This window comes from Pseudoalteromonas sp. JC28 (assembly GCF_013319255.1).
GTDB lineage: Bacteria > Pseudomonadota > Gammaproteobacteria > Enterobacterales > Alteromonadaceae > Pseudoalteromonas.
In genome coordinates this window covers 1-17,033 of the sequence record NZ_QOKX01000019.1, presented here as the reverse complement: position 1 = coordinate 17,033, position 17,033 = coordinate 1, and the positions used below count along the sequence as shown (strand labels likewise).

General features: G+C 44.9%; 29 protein-coding genes and 1 pseudogene. 20 read left to right on the top strand and 10 right to left on the bottom strand.

The window, feature by feature from the left end; translation table 11 throughout:
- From DS891_RS24070 to DS891_RS24050, 5 genes and pseudogenes are all read right to left on the bottom strand, one after another.
- Positions 1 to 270 (bottom strand): annotated as a pseudogene (locus DS891_RS24070) (hypothetical protein); the annotation flags it as partial.
- Between the two features lie 4 nt (positions 271 to 274).
- Complete coding sequence (locus tag DS891_RS24065; protein ID WP_095729160.1) at positions 275 to 580, bottom strand: hypothetical protein; 306 nt, start codon at positions 578 to 580, stop codon at positions 275 to 277.
- The gene (locus DS891_RS24060; RefSeq protein ID WP_174171148.1) at positions 577 to 843 is read right to left on the bottom strand and encodes a hypothetical protein; all 267 of its coding nucleotides are present in this window, start codon (positions 841 to 843) and stop codon (positions 577 to 579) included. Before DS891_RS24060 ends, DS891_RS24065 begins: the two co-directional genes overlap by 4 nt.
- Positions 840 to 995 (bottom strand): hypothetical protein, encoded by a 156-nt coding sequence (locus DS891_RS24055; RefSeq protein ID WP_157757237.1) that lies wholly within the window; start codon positions 993 to 995, stop codon positions 840 to 842. Before DS891_RS24055 ends, DS891_RS24060 begins: the two co-directional genes overlap by 4 nt.
- An 11-nt stretch (positions 996 to 1,006) precedes the next feature.
- Positions 1,007 to 1,483 (bottom strand): hypothetical protein, encoded by a 477-nt coding sequence (locus DS891_RS24050; RefSeq protein ID WP_095729158.1) that lies wholly within the window; start codon positions 1,481 to 1,483, stop codon positions 1,007 to 1,009.
- Positions 1,484 to 1,610: 127 nt separating this feature from the next.
- Between DS891_RS24050 and DS891_RS24045 the strand changes: the two genes are divergently transcribed.
- A complete protein-coding gene (locus DS891_RS24045; RefSeq protein ID WP_174171147.1) occupies positions 1,611 to 1,928 on the top strand; it encodes a hypothetical protein in 318 nt (105 codons plus the stop codon).
- Here DS891_RS24045 and DS891_RS24040 read toward each other — a convergent pair.
- Complete coding sequence (locus DS891_RS24040; RefSeq protein WP_088531228.1) at positions 1,907 to 2,170, bottom strand: helix-turn-helix transcriptional regulator; 264 nt, start codon at positions 2,168 to 2,170, stop codon at positions 1,907 to 1,909. The two genes, DS891_RS24045 and DS891_RS24040, sit on opposite strands and share 22 nt — an antisense overlap.
- A gap of 93 nt (positions 2,171 to 2,263) precedes the next feature.
- On the opposite strand from DS891_RS24040, the gene DS891_RS24035 reads away from it, so the two are divergent.
- On the top strand, positions 2,264 to 2,746 hold the full coding sequence (locus tag DS891_RS24035; RefSeq protein ID WP_174171146.1) for a helix-turn-helix transcriptional regulator: 483 nt from the start codon (positions 2,264 to 2,266) through the stop codon (positions 2,744 to 2,746).
- 4 nt (positions 2,747 to 2,750) lie between these two features.
- On the opposite strand, the gene DS891_RS24030 is transcribed toward DS891_RS24035, so the two are convergent.
- From DS891_RS24030 to DS891_RS24020, 3 genes are all read right to left on the bottom strand, one after another.
- Positions 2,751 to 3,101, bottom strand: a complete 351-nt coding sequence (locus DS891_RS24030) for a hypothetical protein (protein WP_138581841.1) — start codon at positions 3,099 to 3,101, stop codon at positions 2,751 to 2,753.
- A 2-nt stretch (positions 3,102 to 3,103) separates the two neighbouring features.
- Entirely contained in the window at positions 3,104 to 3,553 is a 450-nt protein-coding gene (locus DS891_RS24025) for a hypothetical protein (RefSeq protein ID WP_174171145.1), read from the bottom strand.
- A gap of 105 nt (positions 3,554 to 3,658) precedes the next feature.
- Complete coding sequence (locus DS891_RS24020; RefSeq protein ID WP_174171144.1) at positions 3,659 to 3,808, bottom strand: hypothetical protein; 150 nt, start codon at positions 3,806 to 3,808, stop codon at positions 3,659 to 3,661.
- A 383-nt stretch (positions 3,809 to 4,191) separates the two neighbouring features.
- Between DS891_RS24020 and DS891_RS24015 the strand changes: the two genes are divergently transcribed.
- From DS891_RS24015 to DS891_RS23940, 15 genes are all read left to right on the top strand, one after another.
- Positions 4,192 to 4,758, top strand: a complete 567-nt coding sequence (locus tag DS891_RS24015; RefSeq protein ID WP_174171143.1) for a hypothetical protein — start codon at positions 4,192 to 4,194, stop codon at positions 4,756 to 4,758.
- Between the two features lie 74 nt (positions 4,759 to 4,832).
- Positions 4,833 to 5,426, top strand: coding sequence for a glycoside hydrolase family 108 protein (locus DS891_RS24010; protein WP_174171142.1), 594 nt, complete (start codon positions 4,833 to 4,835; stop codon positions 5,424 to 5,426).
- Positions 5,416 to 5,676, top strand: a complete 261-nt coding sequence (locus tag DS891_RS24005; protein WP_174171141.1) for a hypothetical protein — start codon at positions 5,416 to 5,418, stop codon at positions 5,674 to 5,676. Before DS891_RS24010 ends, DS891_RS24005 begins: the two co-directional genes overlap by 11 nt.
- The gene (locus tag DS891_RS24000) at positions 5,669 to 6,118 is read left to right on the top strand and encodes a 3TM-type holin (protein WP_174171140.1); all 450 of its coding nucleotides are present in this window, start codon (positions 5,669 to 5,671) and stop codon (positions 6,116 to 6,118) included. Before DS891_RS24005 ends, DS891_RS24000 begins: the two co-directional genes overlap by 8 nt.
- On the top strand, positions 6,105 to 6,329 hold the full coding sequence (locus DS891_RS23995) for a TraR/DksA C4-type zinc finger protein (RefSeq protein ID WP_088531237.1): 225 nt from the start codon (positions 6,105 to 6,107) through the stop codon (positions 6,327 to 6,329). Before DS891_RS24000 ends, DS891_RS23995 begins: the two co-directional genes overlap by 14 nt.
- Before the next feature lie 137 nt (positions 6,330 to 6,466).
- Positions 6,467 to 6,787 (top strand): DUF2730 family protein, encoded by a 321-nt coding sequence (locus tag DS891_RS23985; RefSeq protein ID WP_239966687.1) that lies wholly within the window; start codon positions 6,467 to 6,469, stop codon positions 6,785 to 6,787.
- Positions 6,788 to 6,839: 52 nt separating this feature from the next.
- Positions 6,840 to 6,977: a hypothetical protein gene (locus DS891_RS23980; protein ID WP_174171139.1), complete on the top strand. Its 138-nt coding sequence runs from the start codon at positions 6,840 to 6,842 to the stop codon at positions 6,975 to 6,977.
- Positions 6,978 to 6,981: 4 nt separating this feature from the next.
- Positions 6,982 to 7,284: a hypothetical protein gene (locus tag DS891_RS23975; RefSeq protein ID WP_138581847.1), complete on the top strand. Its 303-nt coding sequence runs from the start codon at positions 6,982 to 6,984 to the stop codon at positions 7,282 to 7,284.
- A 2-nt stretch (positions 7,285 to 7,286) separates the two neighbouring features.
- A complete protein-coding gene (locus DS891_RS23970) occupies positions 7,287 to 7,871 on the top strand; it encodes a DUF3486 family protein (RefSeq protein ID WP_138521794.1) in 585 nt (194 codons plus the stop codon).
- Positions 7,871 to 9,514, top strand: a complete 1,644-nt coding sequence (locus DS891_RS23965) for a terminase family protein (protein WP_088531241.1) — start codon at positions 7,871 to 7,873, stop codon at positions 9,512 to 9,514. Before DS891_RS23970 ends, DS891_RS23965 begins: the two co-directional genes overlap by 1 nt.
- Positions 9,514 to 9,660 carry a hypothetical protein gene (locus tag DS891_RS23960; protein ID WP_157782780.1) on the top strand — a complete coding sequence of 49 codons (147 nt, stop codon included), beginning with the start codon at positions 9,514 to 9,516 and terminating at the stop codon, positions 9,658 to 9,660. Before DS891_RS23965 ends, DS891_RS23960 begins: the two co-directional genes overlap by 1 nt.
- 2 nt (positions 9,661 to 9,662) lie before the next feature.
- The gene (locus DS891_RS23955; protein WP_174171138.1) at positions 9,663 to 11,222 is read left to right on the top strand and encodes a DUF935 domain-containing protein; all 1,560 of its coding nucleotides are present in this window, start codon (positions 9,663 to 9,665) and stop codon (positions 11,220 to 11,222) included.
- The gene (locus tag DS891_RS23950; RefSeq protein WP_174171137.1) at positions 11,215 to 12,552 is read left to right on the top strand and encodes a phage minor head protein; all 1,338 of its coding nucleotides are present in this window, start codon (positions 11,215 to 11,217) and stop codon (positions 12,550 to 12,552) included. The genes DS891_RS23955 and DS891_RS23950 overlap by 8 nt, the downstream gene beginning before the upstream one ends.
- A 305-nt stretch (positions 12,553 to 12,857) precedes the next feature.
- On the top strand, positions 12,858 to 13,316 hold the full coding sequence (locus DS891_RS23945; protein ID WP_174171136.1) for a phage virion morphogenesis protein: 459 nt from the start codon (positions 12,858 to 12,860) through the stop codon (positions 13,314 to 13,316).
- A gap of 124 nt (positions 13,317 to 13,440) precedes the next feature.
- The gene (locus DS891_RS23940) at positions 13,441 to 14,214 is read left to right on the top strand and encodes a hypothetical protein (RefSeq protein WP_174171135.1); all 774 of its coding nucleotides are present in this window, start codon (positions 13,441 to 13,443) and stop codon (positions 14,212 to 14,214) included.
- 115 nt (positions 14,215 to 14,329) lie between these two features.
- On the opposite strand, the gene DS891_RS23935 is transcribed toward DS891_RS23940, so the two are convergent.
- The gene (locus DS891_RS23935; RefSeq protein ID WP_174171134.1) at positions 14,330 to 14,476 is read right to left on the bottom strand and encodes a hypothetical protein; all 147 of its coding nucleotides are present in this window, start codon (positions 14,474 to 14,476) and stop codon (positions 14,330 to 14,332) included.
- Positions 14,477 to 14,686: 210 nt separating this feature from the next.
- Between DS891_RS23935 and DS891_RS23930 the strand changes: the two genes are divergently transcribed.
- The 3 genes from DS891_RS23930 to DS891_RS23920 all read left to right on the top strand — a co-directional run.
- Positions 14,687 to 15,208: a hypothetical protein gene (locus DS891_RS23930; protein ID WP_174171133.1), complete on the top strand. Its 522-nt coding sequence runs from the start codon at positions 14,687 to 14,689 to the stop codon at positions 15,206 to 15,208.
- 88 nt (positions 15,209 to 15,296) lie between these two features.
- Positions 15,297 to 16,400 (top strand): phage protease, encoded by a 1,104-nt coding sequence (locus tag DS891_RS23925; RefSeq protein WP_174171132.1) that lies wholly within the window; start codon positions 15,297 to 15,299, stop codon positions 16,398 to 16,400.
- On the top strand, positions 16,400 to 17,033 hold a 634-nt coding region (locus tag DS891_RS23920; RefSeq protein ID WP_174171131.1), incomplete at its 3' end, for a Mu-like prophage major head subunit gpT family protein. The genes DS891_RS23925 and DS891_RS23920, both read left to right, overlap by 1 nt.

Here is a 17,033-nt window from a genome sequence, read left to right as displayed (position 1 = left end):
CTTGGCACTACAGTCAAGGTATGCGTCACAAAACTGCTCCCAAGTGGAAACCGTTTCCGTTTTTCCATCTTTAGAAAATGATAACCCTTTGTATTCTTTAGAATCTTTAATCTGCTGTACTAACTTTAATTCGGAAACCGTTACCATTTTTCCTATAAAGTTAAATGCTTGGATTTGACCCAACTGGACAAGAACACTTTGCTGCTCTGCCAATTGATTCTGCTGATGAACTTTTAAATCAATTAAGTCTGTTACACTTAAGTCACTCATAATCTCACCTCAATAAACCGTAGTTATTGCGTTCAATCTGCAAACCATTAATTGCCATAGTGAATGAATGGGCAACGGTGTTGCTGATCTGCACAGGTTTTTTATGCAATCGCCAGCGGTTTTGATTAGTGGTTAGCCGTTCAGCCCAGTCCGCATGTTCTAAGTTTGCCAACACACGAGTCATATCCGCTGGGCTACAGCCTAATTCAGCCGCTAGTTTCCCTGGTTCGGCTCCTTCGATTTCGCGTCCGGCCATCAATTCAATCGTGGCCAACACGCGCTGTATTTGTGCTGATATGTATTGGCTCATGCTGATACTCTCTTAATAGGCTTCATTGGTTTTTTAACTGGGTTGTTAAAATCGCTAACGCAACTTGGGCACACAACGTCGATATCAAACGCCTCACTTTGAACATGACGCCACCCAATGTGATTTGCAGCCTGTAGCCATGCGCTTTTAGTTACTGCCTGCTTTGCTTGCTCAATTCGTTTACAACAATTGCACTGAATTAGCGGGCGGTTGCTGTGTACGCTTATATGCTCAGCGCTAACGGGTTTGGTTAATAAGCTCATGCGTTCTCTCCTTGTGGTTTTCCATGTGCCAGTGCTTTTAGCTGCTCCATACTCATTAACAGCACGGTTTTACCTGCATGCTTACCAATACAAATGCTTGTATTTTGCTCTGGTTGGCGTTTTTTAGGCGCAACTTGGTCTTTGATAGTCATACTATTTGCTCCTAAATAAGCTGCTGCTGGGGATCGTCGAGACGTTCGACTTCGAGTTTTTGGTAAGCCAATTCTTGCATCAGAACAACTATTTGCTCTGCAACGTGTTGATGGTTTCCGCCACCTTCTTCCAATTGCATGGCCATTCCAATTACCTGATTTGCAAATTGGTTTAGATGATTCAATGTTGGCATTGAAGGCTTTTTGCTTTTAGGCATATCGACAACCAGCTTATCAAGGCTGTGTGCCATATATTGGAGTGGGTATTCTCTACCTGTTGCAGCCATATATGGAATTAATAAGCTAGCGGGCATATCGCCATTACCAAGGTATTTATAAAGCATATCGGTGCTTACACCTGTTCTATCGGCGATACGTGGGACGCTCATATTGCGTGTCGCCATTCCATGCTCCTTACAAAGTTGTAAGGACTCAGGCAGGCTGCGAGCAACTACACGGCTCCACTGGCGGCGTTTAGGCTTGGTCATAAGTCCCCCCAACTTGCAATGCTGAAGTCAGCTTACGGGTATTCCAAAAAGAAAGAATTTTTGGAACTTCCAAATAGAGGATCTTGCTGGCTAGAATTTGATCATCACGTAAACGGGAGATCAAACCATGCAAACCGAATTTGCTACTTACCAATTTAATAACTTGCTTGAATGGCTGTGTATTGACGATAAACCTTGTGCCGCTGTGTACTGTGCGAGCGCTAAAGAGCTGCGCCAACTTATTGTTGAACTTGGCAGCTATACGCATATTGAGCGCAGAGTGGTGGTTAATCGACTGTACCAACAACAAAACACGGCTTTGTTGGCGCTGATAGCATTGTGCTATGTACGGGCTAATTATGTGCATTGTGTGGCTCCTGTAAGTTCGGTAACTCAGTTATTAGTAAAGTGGTTACTTCGCCCTTACGAGGCCAAAAGCTGTTGAAGCTGGTTAACGCCTTGCTCTCTGTTAATCAGCCCTCTTGGTGGGCTTACTGTAACGTTGGGGAAAACATCACAGGTCTCTTTACCTATGATCTTGGCAATAGCATTAGCGACCTTTTGAGACTTAGTGTGCCCACAAACGACACCTGAAACAGTTGCGAGGCTAACACCCAGTGCATCAGCAACCATAGAAAGCGAATAGCCTTCGTTTGCAATAGCTTGTTTAATTTCGGAGGATTTCATAGTACATTACCTTTTTGAGTAAACCTTTTACCTGAACTTTGGCGAGTGAAAATAAAAGGTTTGGTTAATTGTTAGGCTTAGAATAGTACATATATGTCCTTAAAATCAACAGAAACAGACATAAATGTCTGCTCATTATTTCAGGCTGAGCGTAAGCGTTTGAATTTAAGCCAAAAAGATGTCGCAGATTTTTTAGGAATGTCGAGTAAGCAAATTAGTCGATGGGAATCATCTATTGCTATTCCATCAGATAAACTAGTTCAACTCGCATCAATGGGTTTTGATGCTGCGTTTGTAGTAACTGGAAACCGAGCTGGAGTTTCTCTTATTGACCAAAAGTCTCTTGATATGGAAAGCGCTGTAGATGCTGCTTGTTATGCGGCGAGAGAGGCACTGCTTACAGTCTATCAAGCGAAGAGGTTAAAGAATGAGTTAGGCGAAAATGGAGAGTTTGATGCGATTAAAAGCCTTTCATTAATTGAGAAAGCTACAAGGATTTTAATGAAAGCTGAATTGACTGGTAATATGAGCAATGACTCAATAAGAGATGTTTTGAACGCAGTAAGCACTGACTAAAATATTACTTAGTTTGCTTTACTCTATCAAAATACCCAATGTTTTTTAGTGCTTTGAGTAGCCGCCTACGCTCAAAGCGAAACTCCATATCAAAATGAATTATTTCTTCCTTTGAGGCGTGTTCAAAGTGTTTCTCGTAACTTTCAGTTTTTGCCAACAGCTGGATTGACTGATCTAAAAGCACCTCTTTCTTATGGCTTGATAGAGAGGTGACATTATTTACTGAGTGACTAGCTAGCCTTGGTTTACTCGGTACTTCAATCACTTTAATTAGGCTTTTTAGCCTAAACGCCATGTAATACAAGTAAACGCAACATCCAAAAATCATAGCTAAGAGTAATACTTCAAATTTCATCTCTAAACCCAACGTTTACTCGGAACTAAATTGAATACTCTAAATGCAGGGTATGCGCCTATTACTAATAACGTTGCGACGTTGATTCCTGCGACACAGTATTTAAATACGTTACGTAACAGGTCGGCCTCTAGTATTACACGATCAACATATCTTGCCATCAACAATGTGGCCATAGCAGCAGATAGAAAGCAGACAAATCGTGAGTAACGGGCAAAAACACAATCACGCATCATATGGAGCTTTACTATAAGTGCTACATAAACCACTTCATACAGTGCAAAAAATAGATAATAGAGCTGCCTTTTGGCGGCAGGATCTATACTTGCTGACAATATGGCATCTGATATGAATCGCCCGAGAAAGTGAAAACCAAAGCTAACCGCAGTGACTATCAACAAAGAATGCTCAACTTGCTCTCTCCAATCCTTAGATGGGAAGCCCGTAAGCATCTCTTTAACTCCTTGTTTTGAAAAAAATAGGAGAGCAATCAGAGCAACAAATTTGCTCACAATGATCGCCCAGCCTATTGCAACGAAAAATTCGTTCAAAGTCCTTTACCCTTTATAACTTTGATCCTGTTCAGCGCCGTAGCCCGAAGATTTATTCACGGATGCCTTCGGTGGTTCTATACCATCACCACCACCAGCACTCCCGCCAAAAATAGTTTTCAGTAGCTGACTTGGGATCTGTTTTTTTGTTTTCATGTTTTTACTCCTTATGTAATTGGAGCACACAGCATAGCAGCAAAATTGAGAAATAATCTTTAACTTAGATTAAAAATGGGAACGGATGCCGTGGCTGTCCGTGCTACGTTACTACTGGTTACTCAATCCATTAACTCAACTATAACATTTGCCAAATGTTAGGCAAATAGTTTTGTGTTTATTTTCGGAATAATTTTACTCATTTGCGATAGAGCGCCCGTATTTAGCGTTATGATGCGATACTTTGGCAACGGACAATACCCAGATTTTCGGGTGATTTAATCAACTTTGATTTAACAAATGTGATTCGCCATTGTAAATTTCAGGAATTATTTGTATGTTTTATTAGTCAATTACATTTGATTCAACTAAAAGGATTTATTATGAAATACTACATCATCGCTCTGCTGTGCCTAGCAGGCGTATACCTCATGATCCCTACTAATGTTTCTGGTGATGCTTACATACTCACTCAGTCTCGTAGCACCGTGCCGATGCCCTTAATTAAGGTAACAGCGTACGACTATGACGAGTTTAATGAGTTTCTCGCAAACCAACGCCATTACGCCACAATCAATTGCGGCGTTGTTCCTACTCAAAGCGACTTAATGGATTTGCAAATAGCGATGGTAAGAAACCCACATAAGCGCAAAGATTACAATAAGGCCAAAGACCTTGTTAATAAGTGTGCATTGGAGACTTTGCTGATTGATAAAATACAGTTAACCCCAATTGCTTCAGCAATCACAGACAAAGAAGGAAAGTTTTCCATGTCTGTGGGTCGCAAAGATGTGGTGTTGCTTGCTAAAGGCTCGCGGGATGTTTTTGGCAACCTTGAAGAATACATTTGGATTAAACCTGTTAGCTTGGGCTTTGGGTTCAACTATACGGCCGACTTAGACAATACCGGTATTATTGAAGATCGGCATATCTCAACAGTTAGCTTGTAATTTATTAACCCAGTTTAAAATACACTCACCAACGCTATTGGCACTCTATCAGCACAGTCTGATGGAGATGCCAAATGATCACACCTCAACAACTCGAACATTACCGCCAACTACCCAAGATTGCAGCTGCGTTACGCGGCTACAGCGATGCATTTTGCCGTAGCGTGTTAACCATTTTGTATTTAGAGGGCGGCCTGCGTGACGATGGTGGCCTAAATGATGTTGCGTCTGACCGTGGCGGCCTAACTAAATTTGGCATTAGCCAGCGCGCATACCCCCGACTCGATATCGCCAACCTCACCATTGACCATGCCATACGACTGTACTACCGCGACTATTGGGAGCCGATGCACTGCGATGAGTTAAACAGCGGCGTAGCACTCATGCTCTTGGATGGCTCAGTACAACATGGACTAAGCGGCATCACACGGATAGTACAGCGTATTGCAGATGCTGAGGTGGATGGCGTATTTGGCTCACGTACGCTCAAAAAATGTCAGTCAATTTTACCTAACCTATTTATTAGCCAGCTGATCAGCCGCCGCGCCCGTAAATATGCGCGCATTTGCCTAGATGACAATAGCCAAATCCCTAACCTAAATGGCTGGATGAACCGCCTGAGTCACATTACCGAACGCTGTTATGCCGAGGTGTACCGTGGGGCGTAACTGGGAGTGGAGCTATAAACAAGGCCGCATAAAACGATTAAAAGCTGAGATAGCCGCGAAGCAAAGCGGCGAGCCGTTTGATGCCAACCAAATACCGCTGCACAGCTATGACGGTACGATGCAATCCAAATTCCAACGTGGTTGGCAGTCTGTTTGTGAGACAGATATCCAGTGCCGACTAAACGGCCACAATACCTATCAACAGGTGCGGCAACGTCTTGCTGAGACATTTGGAGAGCGCCATGAGTGATTGGGTGGGACTAGGTACTGTGGTTGGCAAACTATTGGACGATGTTTTTACATCCGATGAAGAGCGCCAGCAGCTTGCTAATGAACTTGCAAAAATCGACAACCAACGCCACGCACAGGTGCTGACTCTTGAGGGCCGAATTGTTGAGCTACAAGGTCAGGTGTTAGCTGCTCAATCTCAAATTATTACCGCTGAAGCCAAAGGCGAGAGCTTATTACAACGCTGCTGGCGACCTATCACCATGTTGACCTTTCTAGTGCTAATTGTACTGGACTCGTTCGGCCTGCTTACGTTTAGGCTCAGCGAACAGGCATGGGAACTATTGCAGCTTGGCATTGGTGGCTACGTGATTGGGCGCACCGTTGAGAAAGCCGCCCCTGGTGTAAAAAGCATGGCTGCTTCAGCCATTCAAAATCTAAGGAAACCTAATGGACGTAGTTGATCAAGCGCAGCGCTTGGCAGAGCAAGATTTAGAGCGCGCGCTCAATAAAAACAAAGCCAATTTTGTTGGTCAAGATGTCGATTTTAATCACTGCTTGGAGTGTGGCATTGAAATTCCAAAGGCAAGACGTGATGCAATTCATAGCTGTAAGCACTGTGTGGATTGCCAAGAGCTGTTAGAGCGACAAGCCAAACACTATAGGAAGCCATGATGGAGTTTTTACTTGAATGGTGGAAGCAAATGCTAGCCGCTGGTGTGGTAATCGTAGGCGCAGGCTCTATTGCATGGCTAAGAGCCACATTTGTGAGCCGAGCAAAGCNAGCGACAAGCCAAACACTATAGGAAGCCATGATGGAGTTTTTACTTGAATGGTGGAAGCAAATGCTAGCCGCTGGTGTGGTAATCGTAGGCGCAGGCTCTATTGCATGGCTAAGAGCCACATTTGTGAGCCGAGCAAAGCATGATGAGCTTGAACGGCGTGTACATGCAGTGGAGCGACGAGTTGAAGACATGCCAAGTGCTGAAGACTTTCATGGATTAGAGAAAAGCCTACTCGAAGTAGGTGGCAAAATCGACGCACTTTCACCTCAATTAGTCACGTTGCAAAACACAACATCACTACTGATGGAAAACGAATTACGAGGGACTAGACATGGCAGTGATTCATAGCTCATGCATATGCGGCAACAAACTGACTCTTTTAACCCAAGAAGACCAGAACATGACATCTCTAGTAGATTTTCAGCTGGTTACAACAGCTGACTATAAAAAGGGTAAAGCCGATTACGTGCTATTCGTATGCACTTGGTGTGACACCCGTGTAGAGAAAATCATCCACCGATTCAACACAACGGAGTAAACCCATGCCAATAATTGAATTAATGGCTGAACACCAACGGATCAGTATTTTGATCTCATTGAACGAATCCCCTGACTACGGCCTAAACAGCAGCATATTGGGAGACATTTTAGACCGCTACGCTATCGGCTGTAGCCGTGACCAATTGCATACCCAGCTAAATTGGTTAGAGCAAAACGGTTACGTATCAATTGACCGTTTAAGTAACAATACTTGGGTTGCCAGTATTACTCAGACTGGTGCTGATGTTGCAACAGGTCGTAGTGTTGTTCCTGGTATTAAGCGTCCTGGTCCTCGGAGTAAGTAGCCATGAGTGATGCTGTACGCAGAGGCAAACCCTCAAAAATAGACATGCTGCCTGAAGACATCAAAAAAATGTTGGATGAAATGCTGCGTGATAGCGGCAATTCGCAGGCCGATATTTTAGATGCGATTAATCGGCGTATTCTCGATGCGGGCATGGATGAGGAGGCGACTATCTCGCGCTCTGGCCTCAGTCGCCATGCCCAAAAAACCGAGGCTATAGGCAAGCGTTTACGAGAGCTACGCGAGACAACCAAGGCACTTACTGCGGAACTGGGTGATAAACCTACGGGCGACACCACCAAAATGATCTTAGAGATGGGCCGCTCTCAACTCTTTACCGCCATGCAAAAGCAAATGCTCAACCCTGCCGAAGATGACGACGTTGACATTGGCATGATTAAAGACGCCATGCTGGCCGCTCAACGTTTAGAAGCTACAGCTATGAAGGCTCACCAGCGTGAAAAAGACATACGTAAAGCATTCGCTGAAGAAGCAGCAAACGCCGTAGGCGATGAACTACGGGGTGAGGACGGCATGAGCGAAGAGCTAGAAGATAAGATCCGTGGCATATTGCTAGGTAAAGCGTAATGAGTGAAAAGCCTACATTAACGGCTACCAGCCGCCCCACCAAAATAGACCTAAAAGAGGAAATGCAACTCTACGGTGTTGACGTTCCTGATGCTGATGACTTTGAAATACCAGACAAAGCTCCCGTGTTTTTACCCTACCAACAACGTTGGTTTGAGGACGAATCAGGGGTGTGCATTGCTGAAAAGTCACGACGTACTGGTTTAACGTGGGCGGAAGCTGGCCGCAATGTGTTAACTGCCAGCAAACCTAAAAAGCGCCACGGTAGCAACGTTTTTTACGTTGGCTCTAAACAAGAAATGGCACTGGAGTACATCGCCGCTTGTGCGTTGTTTGCCCGAGCATTTAACCAGTTGGCAAAAGCTGATGTGTACGAGCAGACATTTTGGGACAGCGAAAAGAAAGAAGAGATCCTAACGTACATGATCCGCTTTCCTAACAGCGGATTTAAAATTCAAGCGTTATCAAGCCGCCCCTCAAACCTGCGGGGGTTACAAGGTGATGTGGTTATAGATGAGGCCGCGTTCCATGAATCTTTAGATGCACTGCTTCAGGCTGCAATGGCTTTGCGTATGTGGGGCAGCCGTGTGCGGATCATCTCTACTCATAATGGTGTAGATAACCTATTCAATGAATACATCAAAGATGCCCGGGAAGGTAAAAAGCCTTATTCGGTCCACCGGATCACCCTAGATGATGCATTAAACGATGGGCTATACAAACGCATATGCTTTGTTAAGGGTTGGGAGTGGTCGCCTGAAGCCGAAGCCGAGTGGCGACAGGCTAGGATTGATGAGTCGCCCAATAAAGAGAGTGCCGACGAAGAATATTTTTGTGTACCAAAGCGCAGTGGTGGTAACTACCTCAAGCGCATTGTGATTGAAGAGGCAATGGTAAGGGACAAATCGATCCCAATTCATCGTTTGACTTGTACAGATGAGTGGATGACATGGACGACTGAACAGCGCTACAAAGAAACAGAACAGTTTTGTAAAGACGTGATCCAGCCATTACTGGATAAGCTCAACCCTGACGAACAACATGCCTTCGGTGAGGATTTTGCACGCTCGGGAGATTTAACATCATTAGTACCACTTCGCATACGTGCTGACTTACACAAGCGCGTACCTTTTGTAATTGAAATTAAAAACGCCCCTTACGAAGTGCAGCGCCAAGTGGTGTTTTTTATATTGCGCCAACTACCACGGCTACGCGGTGCTGCTTTTGATGCCACGGGCAACGGTGGCTATCTTGCCGAAGCAGCAGCCTTAGAGTTTGGTATTGAATTGGTTGAATGTGTACACCTTAACGATAACTGGTATGCCGAGTGGATGCCCAAGTTAAAAGGTGAACTGGATGATCACAATATCGAGATCCCACGTCATCAAAATGTGTTGGATGATATGTGCCACATCAAAGTGGTAAACGGTATTCCCAAGATTGATAAGGGCAAAACTAAAGATCATGACGGTAAAAAAACAGACAAGCGCCACGGTGACTTTGCGGTTGGTCTATGTATGGCTAACCGAGCTTGCTGGATGGACGGTTGCCCGATTGAGTTCACCCCGTTACCAAGCAAAAGTGGCAGCAACGACTTTAACTACGACGACCTAGGCAGCTTTCAAGGTGCGGGGTGCTGGTAATGCGCTGGCGTATCAAGTTCGAATACATCTTTACCACCGTAGGCGGCTTTATTGATATTGAAGCCCCCAGCTATGAAGCCGCAGAGCGCTACACCCTTGACCTCGATGTATACGTGGTATCAATCAAACCTATTTTGCGAGTATAACTATGCTAGTAGACATTAATGGCGATCCGCTATCAGTTAATAAACTAGATCAAAATCAAACCGAAGAAAATGCCCAAGTGGGCATGTTGCTTAGGCAATATGCAGAACACCCAACGCAGGGGCTAACCCCTGCAAAGCTGGCCAGTTTGCTAAAAGAGACGGAGGAAGGCAATTTGGCAGCTATGGCCGACTTGGCCAAAGACATTGAGGACAAAGACGGTCACATAAGCTGCGAACTGGGTAAGCGTCGCCGTGCTGTGCTTGGGTTTGAATGGAAAATTAAGCCACCGCGCAATGCCTCCACCGCTGAAAAGCGCGATGCTGAAATGCTCGAAGAGGTATTGGAAGACGCCACCTGGTTCACGGATTTTAAATTTGATTTAACCGACGCCATGCTAAAAGGCTTTTGCGCCAACGAGTTGCAATGGGACTACATCGAGAAGCAGCAGCTGATCACAGGTTACGCATACCGAGACCAAAACATATTTAAAACCCATCCCAATGACTTTAACCGCATTATGCTGAATGACAGCAGCGACGAAGGCGAAGCCCTCAACCCGTTTGGTTGGGCGCTGCATATTCATAAGTCCAAGAGTGGCTATGTGCATCGTGCAGGTTTGCTATCAGTACTTGCTTGGCCATTTTTGTTTAAAAACTTTAGCGTGCGAGACTTAGCGGAGTTTTTAGAAATCTACGGTTTGCCTGTACGCGTTGGTAAGTACCCAAGTGGTGCAACCGATGCTGAGAAGGCCACGCTTCTGCGTGCAGTGATGGCAATTGGCCATAACGCTGGCGGTATCATACCGCGTGGAATGGAAATTGACTTTCAAAGCGCCGCAAACGGCCAAGCAGATCCGTTTGAAAGTATGATTAGGTGGTGTGAACTCACCCAATCAAAGGCAGTACTAGGTGGAACGCTAACAAGCCAAGCGGATGGGAAAACAAGTACCAATGCGCTGGGCAGTGTTCACCAAGAAGTAAAAGAGGACATCACGCTTAGCGACTTACACCAGCTTGAGCAGACCATAAACCGTGATGTGATTTACCCTATGTACGCACTGAATGGTAAATCGTACAACGGTAATCGCCGATTGCCACGTTTTGAATTTGATACGTCCACCAGTGATGAGATGCGCGATCTAGCTTATCCGCTGCGCTCGCTTGTGAGCCTTGGAATGCAGATCCCTAAAACATGGGTGCATGAGCGTTTGAACATACCTGAGCCAAGCGAAGGCGAAGCGGTGTTGGAAGTACCAAGCGAGCCGATGCCTGGCAATAACTCAGCGGCGCTAAATACAGCGGTGGCAGCACTTAATGCGGAATACCAAACACGCAGCACACAAACAGAGCTAGATACTGCCATTGATGCAATCACCAGTGGCGATATGCGCGAAGAGTACAAAGCCACGCTTCAGCCACTTTTGGACAAACTTAACCAAAGTGAGGAACTGGCAGCTATTGAGCTTGCCGAGCTTTATCCCACAATCGACCAAGGCCAACTAACCGAAATGCTCACCAAGCTGATTTTTGTGAGTGAGATTTGGGGCATGATCAATGAATAAGGTGGATTTAAGTATTGCCTTTAATAAGCCGCCTGCGGATGCTGCAGCTTACTTTAAATCGAAAGGTTATGCGATAAGCGATGAGTGGCATGATGTGCTGACTACAGCGCACGCCAAAGCATTTACTGTGGCGCGGGTGCAAAGCATGGAAGTACTAGAGGCCATACGTAAAAAAGTAGACTCCGCCATTGCTGAGGGTTTAACTGCAAAACAATTTAGAGAGCAGTTAACACCCGAGCTGCAAAAGCTTGGTTGGTGGGGAAAAACCAAGAATGAGCAAGGTGATAGCGTTCAACTGGGTAGCCCCTATCGCTTAAACAATATTTACCGCACCAATCTACAAACCGCCTACATGAGTGGCCGCTATCGCCGCATGCTGGCTCGTAGTAAAACGCATCCGTATTGGCAGTATGTTGCTATTGATGATGCACAAACACGGCCTGAACATAGGCTGCTGCATGGCAAGGTGTTTAGGTTTGACGACCCCATTTGGCAAACCATATACCCACCCAATGGCTGGGGTTGTCGCTGTCGCGTTCGTGCGCTCACGGCAGAGCAAGTAAAAGCGCGTGGCTTAACCGTAGAGGACGGTAGCGGTTATGTACAGCAATTTGACGCAGAGATTGTGAGCCGCGGATCTGGTGAGGTTAAAACCACTGAGCATGCACGAGTTAAGTTACCCAGTGGCGATGTGATGACGCCAGATGTGGGCTGGGCCTATTCGCCTGGTCAAAGTGCCTTTGGCACTGACGTGGCCGTGGCACAAAAATTAGGTAAGGTCGAAGATGTACAGTTACGCGCTGAGACCATTCAGGCACTCAACAATAGTGATGAACGGGCCAAGGCTTTTGAGCTGTGGACGCGTAAAAGTATTGAGCGCATAGAGCAGTATCAAGCAGCTAAGCTTGCTGGCGATACGGCTGGGCTTAGAGCGTTTGGCCCAAGGCCGCAACATAAAACGGTGGTGTCATTTCTCAATGATGACATTAGCCAAAAGCTTAAAGATAAGGGCATTGATGCGGCCCGTACTTTGATTTTATCTGAGCGTGCGCTGGCCCATGCCCATAGTAAAAAACACAAAGCCAGTGGACAAGCACTTGAGCTAAGCGAGTATATCAACCTAAGCAAATGGATTAACCAAAGCGGTGCGAGCGTATTGTGGGAACCTGAGCGAAGTGAAGTACTGTACGTAATAAACCAAGGTGAGCAAGCTATTAAGGTGATTGCTCGCTTTGACAGCAACAGCGACACACTAATCAATGTGTTTAAAGTCGACAGTAGTGACATTGAAGGTGGCATTAAAGGGGGAAGCTATGAGGTGTGGCGGTAGGATGAGACTCGAACTCATATCATATATGCGGCGCATATAACCGTTACCCATTGGAAACACTACCACCACAAACAATTATTACCCAACAACTCGGTGNCTCGCTTTGACAGCAACAGCGACACACTAATCAATGTGTTTAAAGTCGACAGTAGTGACATTGAAGGTGGCATTAAAGGGGGAAGCTATGAGGTGTGGCGGTAGGATGAGACTCGAACTCATATCATATATGCGGCGCATATAACCGTTACCCATTGGAAACACTACCACCACAAACAATTATTACCCAACAACTCGGTGATTACAATATGACCACTAGAATTGAAATACTCACAAGCGGTGATGCAACCAAAGTACTTAACGAGATTGCAGCCAGGTTTAACGACCTGAGCGACCCAATGAACGAGATAGCCGCTATCATGGAAGGTGCGACTGAAGACGCCTTTGCTGAAGAGCGCAGCCCAGTAACAGGCATCGCATGGCCAGCGCTTAGTGAAAACTACCTAAAACAAAACCCCAAACGTGTTGGCGGGCAAATGCTGCAAGTAAGCGCTGGCGGCTTAGCATCAAGCATTGCCGCAGAAAGCGGCGCGTTTTGGGCGCAGATTGGGAGCAACAAGCCTTACGCTGCTATTCATAACTTTGGCGGTCTGCCAGAAATGGCACCTGGGCCTGCCGCGATAGACCAGCGGCAATATCTGGGAGTAAGCCCCGAAGAGGAAACCGATATTCTAGCCGTGTTGAGTCACTATTTTACCGAAAACTAAAAAACGCCTCAGAAGCCCTCTGAGGCGTTTTTACATGCTCAAGTGCTAGCGTTGGGTATTGTATGGTGTAACATGGACGTTAAAGGCGTTTCGAAACGTTTCTAAAGCCTTTTGAAAGTAAAAAGTGGGAAGTGTCTCAACAGAATTCTGCAATGATAAAGATCTTTGGGCTGAAGCCAACCTCTTTCAAGTTTATACTTCAAGTATTAAAAGCTTTCTATGGCATAACAGTTTCAATATGAACCATTTAAAAAAAGTTACTCGCTTCGTACATGATGATTGGTGCATCGCTATTTCTTATATCCTCGTTTTAGTTTCTGGCTTTGTCTTGGGTTCCAATGCCGATTCCATCGAACACCTCCTTGTTAGTATTAAAAGCCTTTTGGGAATTGTAATTCCAATATCTGCATTGGGAGTTGCTACGGCAGGATTGCAAACTTGGCGAAAAGCAGAAAGGCTTAAATTGGTCAGTAAGCTTGCTGATGAACTACGAAGAAAGGTGAAAAGCAAGAACATTTCTTGCTCAAGCATCTACTACGAACTCAATGCTCTTATTCAAAAAAGGCGACATTTGCAGGAGTTAGGTGAAGATGAAGTAAGGGAACCATCTAAAAGCCTCATGTCATCATTTAGGAAAGTTGAATACGAATTCAAATCTTTAGGTGAAATATACAAAGATCATTTTGATGAACTTTATATTGTCGACAAAGCACTGCTAAACCTAGTTGACAACTTTTTATATAAAACTAGTCCGTTTGAAGTTCTGCGATTAGAAGTTCGATACAAAGACGATCCAGAACAGTTGATGTATGAGTGGTTCAAAAGAATCACGAACCTATCAATTATGCGTCTTGAAATCTATGAGGAATTGCTCAAGATTTCAGCTGCTGAGGTGTAAACTAATAATATTTGTAGCTTAAGTTTGAGCACCAAGGCAGAGAGATGCTCTGGTGCCAGTACACTCATAAATTTTACGTATAACTTGACCTGTGTACCATTTAACTCATTAATAATTACTCTTTCTTTTTCACCTCTTTCAAAATATCTTCAACATCATCACCGATGCCATGAACATGGAATGTTATGGTAGATAACTCACCCAATTTAGAGTCTATTTTTTCAAGTAGATTAATGATTCTTTCTGCTTGCTCTTCGTTCATACTCAAATTTTCCGTTTTAGTTAATTTAAGAATAAGCGTAGTACATAAATTATAAACTGCATCAGGAAGCGACGTGTTTCGAGTGTAGATTAGTAGAAATAACCATATGCTTATCAAGACCAAAAGTATCCTCTATTAGTTCATATAACTATTCAAATTTGATTTAACACGATAATATTTTTAACACTTAACCACACTAGAGTTAGAACAATGTCGGAAAGATTCACAAGATTTGATACCTCAAAGGCGATTGGCTACCTTAAGAAACACTCAGAATTTGAAATCCTAAAAACTAACTACAGGCTGTCTGAAGTACCAGGAGCCAAGAAACATCTCATTTCATTTTTAAAAGCAAGTAACACGGTAAGTAGAGCTGAAGCACGAACGACTTCATTAGATACAGCCTATGAAAAAGCTTTCCATATATTAGAAACACTAACAATGGACGGCCTTATTAAATCTTCCCTAAAGAGACGAAATATAACTAGCAGCAGCGGCACTGAAGAAATCGCATTTATATTTATAAGGTATGATTTAACAGAAGAAGGAAGCAAGTTTTTCGCGCAATTAGAGTCTTCGACTAACTCAACGAAAGCCCTATATATATCTTTGATTGCGCTTGTGATTACAATTATCTCAACAGTTGTAAGCTGGCAAAGACTTGAGCTTTATCAGCAGCAACTGTCTAGCCAAAAAGCAGAAGTTCGAGAGTCAAGAATTAACAAACAATAAACGCTTAGTTTTTTTTAATCCAGTTTAAAATACACTTCCAGCCCTAATCCACATACTGGCACCAAGACAAACGTTTTAGTGCCAGAGTATGCCAAACACCACAACCCAAAATATTGGCTTAGCCATATGTAATTTAGCTACTTTGCCTAATGAGCAAGGTGTCAGTGAACGCGTATTGATTATCCCTGATGGGGAGTTTCAAAGCGCCGACGGCCGCCCCTTTGATGTACCAAGCCGTAAGTGGCTCATGGATGCCACTGCATTTGACTCACTCTCGCTTGCTGCAACTACCCGCACTAAAGACTTTTTGTTTGATTACGACCACCAAACTTTGCACAAGGAAAAAAATGGTCAGCCCGCACCCGCGTCAGGCTGGTTTAAGCCTGATGCGTTGGAATATGTGCCTGGTGAAGGCGTTTATGCCAGAAGCGTTGAATGGACTAAAAATGCGTATGCCGCGTTAACCGCGAAAGAATACCGTTATGTCAGCCCTGTTTTTCTTTACGACAAGCAAACAGGTCGCCCCCTTGTACTACTCCATGTTGCTTTAACCAATGACCCTGCCTTAACAGGGCTTGATGAAGTGGCTGTTTTGAACTCCCAGTACCTATTAAACAACACAGGAACCAACCCAATGAATGAAGCCCAACAGCTACTTGCTGCGCTTGGCATTACCGTAGACGGTGATGTTACCAGCGAGCATATCGAAAAAGGCAAAGCGGCCATTACCGAGCTGAAAAGCAAGGCCGATGGCGCAGAAGGTAAAGACAAGCAAATTGCTGCCTTGAACTCACAGATTCAGCAAGCATCGTCGAGTGTGGACTTAACCAAGTTTGTGCCAGTTGATGTACACAACGCACTTCGTGGCGAACTGGCCGCACTCAATAGCCAGCACCAAGGCGTGACTATTGAAACCGCTATTGATAAAGCCAAGGCCGATGGCCGCGTGATTGCCGCCGAGATTGATTACCTCAAACAGCTTGGTGAGCAAAGCGGACTTGCCGCACTCAATGCGGTGTTAGATAGCCGACAACCTATTGCAGCGCTAAACGCTCAACAGTCCAAACCAACCCCAACACCAACGCAGGACAAAACAGGCGTTGCCGCTTTGTCTGCCGAGGATAAATACGCGGCTGACCAACTGGGTATTAGCCACAAAGATTACGCAGCACTGAAAGAGGAAGACCAGTAATGGCGATTATTACACCCGCACTGATAACTAGCCTGCAAACGGGCTTTAAAAAGAACTTCCAAGATGGTCTTAGTGAAGCGCAGCCGCAATACACCGCGATTGCTACGGTCATTAAGTCCACCACCAAATCGAATACCTATGGTTGGCTGGGCAAGTTCCCTACCCTTAAAAAGTGGGTGGGTGACCGAGACATTCAAAGCATGAAAGCCCACGGCTACAGCATTGTAAATGATGACTACGAAGCCACTGTGGGGGTTGACCGTAACGACATTGAGGACGACGACCTTGGTGTATACGCACCGCTGATGACAGAGATGGGACGCGCTGCCGCCATTCACCCGGATGAAATGTGCTTTCCACTCTTAAACGATGGTTTTACCACCCTGTGTTACGACGGCCAGAACTACTTTGATACCGACCACCCAGTCTATCCAAATGCTGATGGAACAGGTGCCGCACTGAGCGTAGCAAATATGGCTGAAGACGTTAACTATACAGGCCCAGCTTGGTTTGTGATGGATAACTCAAAGGTACTTAAACCCATTATTTTCCAAGAGCGCAAAAAGCCACAGTTTACGGCAATGACGAAGCCGGATGATGAAAGCGTGTTCACGCGTAAAGAGTTCCGCTATG

Excerpts from the sequence above, each read along its gene's own strand:
- DS891_RS24065 (WP_095729160.1), bottom strand. The coding sequence starts at position 580 with ATGAGCCAATACATATCAGCACAAATACAGCGCGTGTTGGCCACGATT.
- DS891_RS24060 (WP_174171148.1), bottom strand. The coding sequence starts at position 843 with ATGAGCTTATTAACCAAACCCGTTAGCGCTGAGCATATAAGCGTACAC.
- DS891_RS24055 (WP_157757237.1), bottom strand. The coding sequence starts at position 995 with ATGACTATCAAAGACCAAGTTGCGCCTAAAAAACGCCAACCAGAGCAA.
- DS891_RS24050 (WP_095729158.1), bottom strand. The coding sequence starts at position 1,483 with ATGACCAAGCCTAAACGCCGCCAGTGGAGCCGTGTAGTTGCTCGCAGC.
- DS891_RS24045 (WP_174171147.1), top strand. The coding sequence starts at position 1,611 with ATGCAAACCGAATTTGCTACTTACCAATTTAATAACTTGCTTGAATGG.
- DS891_RS24040 (WP_088531228.1), bottom strand. The coding sequence starts at position 2,170 with ATGAAATCCTCCGAAATTAAACAAGCTATTGCAAACGAAGGCTATTCG.
- DS891_RS24035 (WP_174171146.1), top strand. The coding sequence starts at position 2,264 with ATGTCCTTAAAATCAACAGAAACAGACATAAATGTCTGCTCATTATTT.
- DS891_RS24030 (WP_138581841.1), bottom strand. The coding sequence starts at position 3,101 with ATGAAATTTGAAGTATTACTCTTAGCTATGATTTTTGGATGTTGCGTT.
- DS891_RS24025 (WP_174171145.1), bottom strand. The coding sequence starts at position 3,553 with ATGCTTACGGGCTTCCCATCTAAGGATTGGAGAGAGCAAGTTGAGCAT.
- DS891_RS24020 (WP_174171144.1), bottom strand. The coding sequence starts at position 3,808 with ATGAAAACAAAAAAACAGATCCCAAGTCAGCTACTGAAAACTATTTTT.
- DS891_RS24015 (WP_174171143.1), top strand. The coding sequence starts at position 4,192 with ATGAAATACTACATCATCGCTCTGCTGTGCCTAGCAGGCGTATACCTC.
- DS891_RS24010 (WP_174171142.1), top strand. The coding sequence starts at position 4,833 with ATGATCACACCTCAACAACTCGAACATTACCGCCAACTACCCAAGATT.
- DS891_RS24000 (WP_174171140.1), top strand. The coding sequence starts at position 5,669 with ATGAGTGATTGGGTGGGACTAGGTACTGTGGTTGGCAAACTATTGGAC.
- DS891_RS23995 (WP_088531237.1), top strand. The coding sequence starts at position 6,105 with ATGGACGTAGTTGATCAAGCGCAGCGCTTGGCAGAGCAAGATTTAGAG.
- DS891_RS23985 (WP_239966687.1), top strand. The coding sequence starts at position 6,467 with ATGATGGAGTTTTTACTTGAATGGTGGAAGCAAATGCTAGCCGCTGGT.
- DS891_RS23980 (WP_174171139.1), top strand. The coding sequence starts at position 6,840 with ATGACATCTCTAGTAGATTTTCAGCTGGTTACAACAGCTGACTATAAA.
- DS891_RS23975 (WP_138581847.1), top strand. The coding sequence starts at position 6,982 with ATGCCAATAATTGAATTAATGGCTGAACACCAACGGATCAGTATTTTG.
- DS891_RS23970 (WP_138521794.1), top strand. The coding sequence starts at position 7,287 with ATGAGTGATGCTGTACGCAGAGGCAAACCCTCAAAAATAGACATGCTG.
- DS891_RS23965 (WP_088531241.1), top strand. The coding sequence starts at position 7,871 with ATGAGTGAAAAGCCTACATTAACGGCTACCAGCCGCCCCACCAAAATA.
- DS891_RS23960 (WP_157782780.1), top strand. The coding sequence starts at position 9,514 with ATGCGCTGGCGTATCAAGTTCGAATACATCTTTACCACCGTAGGCGGC.
- DS891_RS23955 (WP_174171138.1), top strand. The coding sequence starts at position 9,663 with ATGCTAGTAGACATTAATGGCGATCCGCTATCAGTTAATAAACTAGAT.
- DS891_RS23950 (WP_174171137.1), top strand. The coding sequence starts at position 11,215 with ATGAATAAGGTGGATTTAAGTATTGCCTTTAATAAGCCGCCTGCGGAT.
- DS891_RS23945 (WP_174171136.1), top strand. The coding sequence starts at position 12,858 with ATGACCACTAGAATTGAAATACTCACAAGCGGTGATGCAACCAAAGTA.
- DS891_RS23935 (WP_174171134.1), bottom strand. The coding sequence starts at position 14,476 with ATGAACGAAGAGCAAGCAGAAAGAATCATTAATCTACTTGAAAAAATA.
- DS891_RS23930 (WP_174171133.1), top strand. The coding sequence starts at position 14,687 with ATGTCGGAAAGATTCACAAGATTTGATACCTCAAAGGCGATTGGCTAC.
- DS891_RS23925 (WP_174171132.1), top strand. The coding sequence starts at position 15,297 with ATGCCAAACACCACAACCCAAAATATTGGCTTAGCCATATGTAATTTA.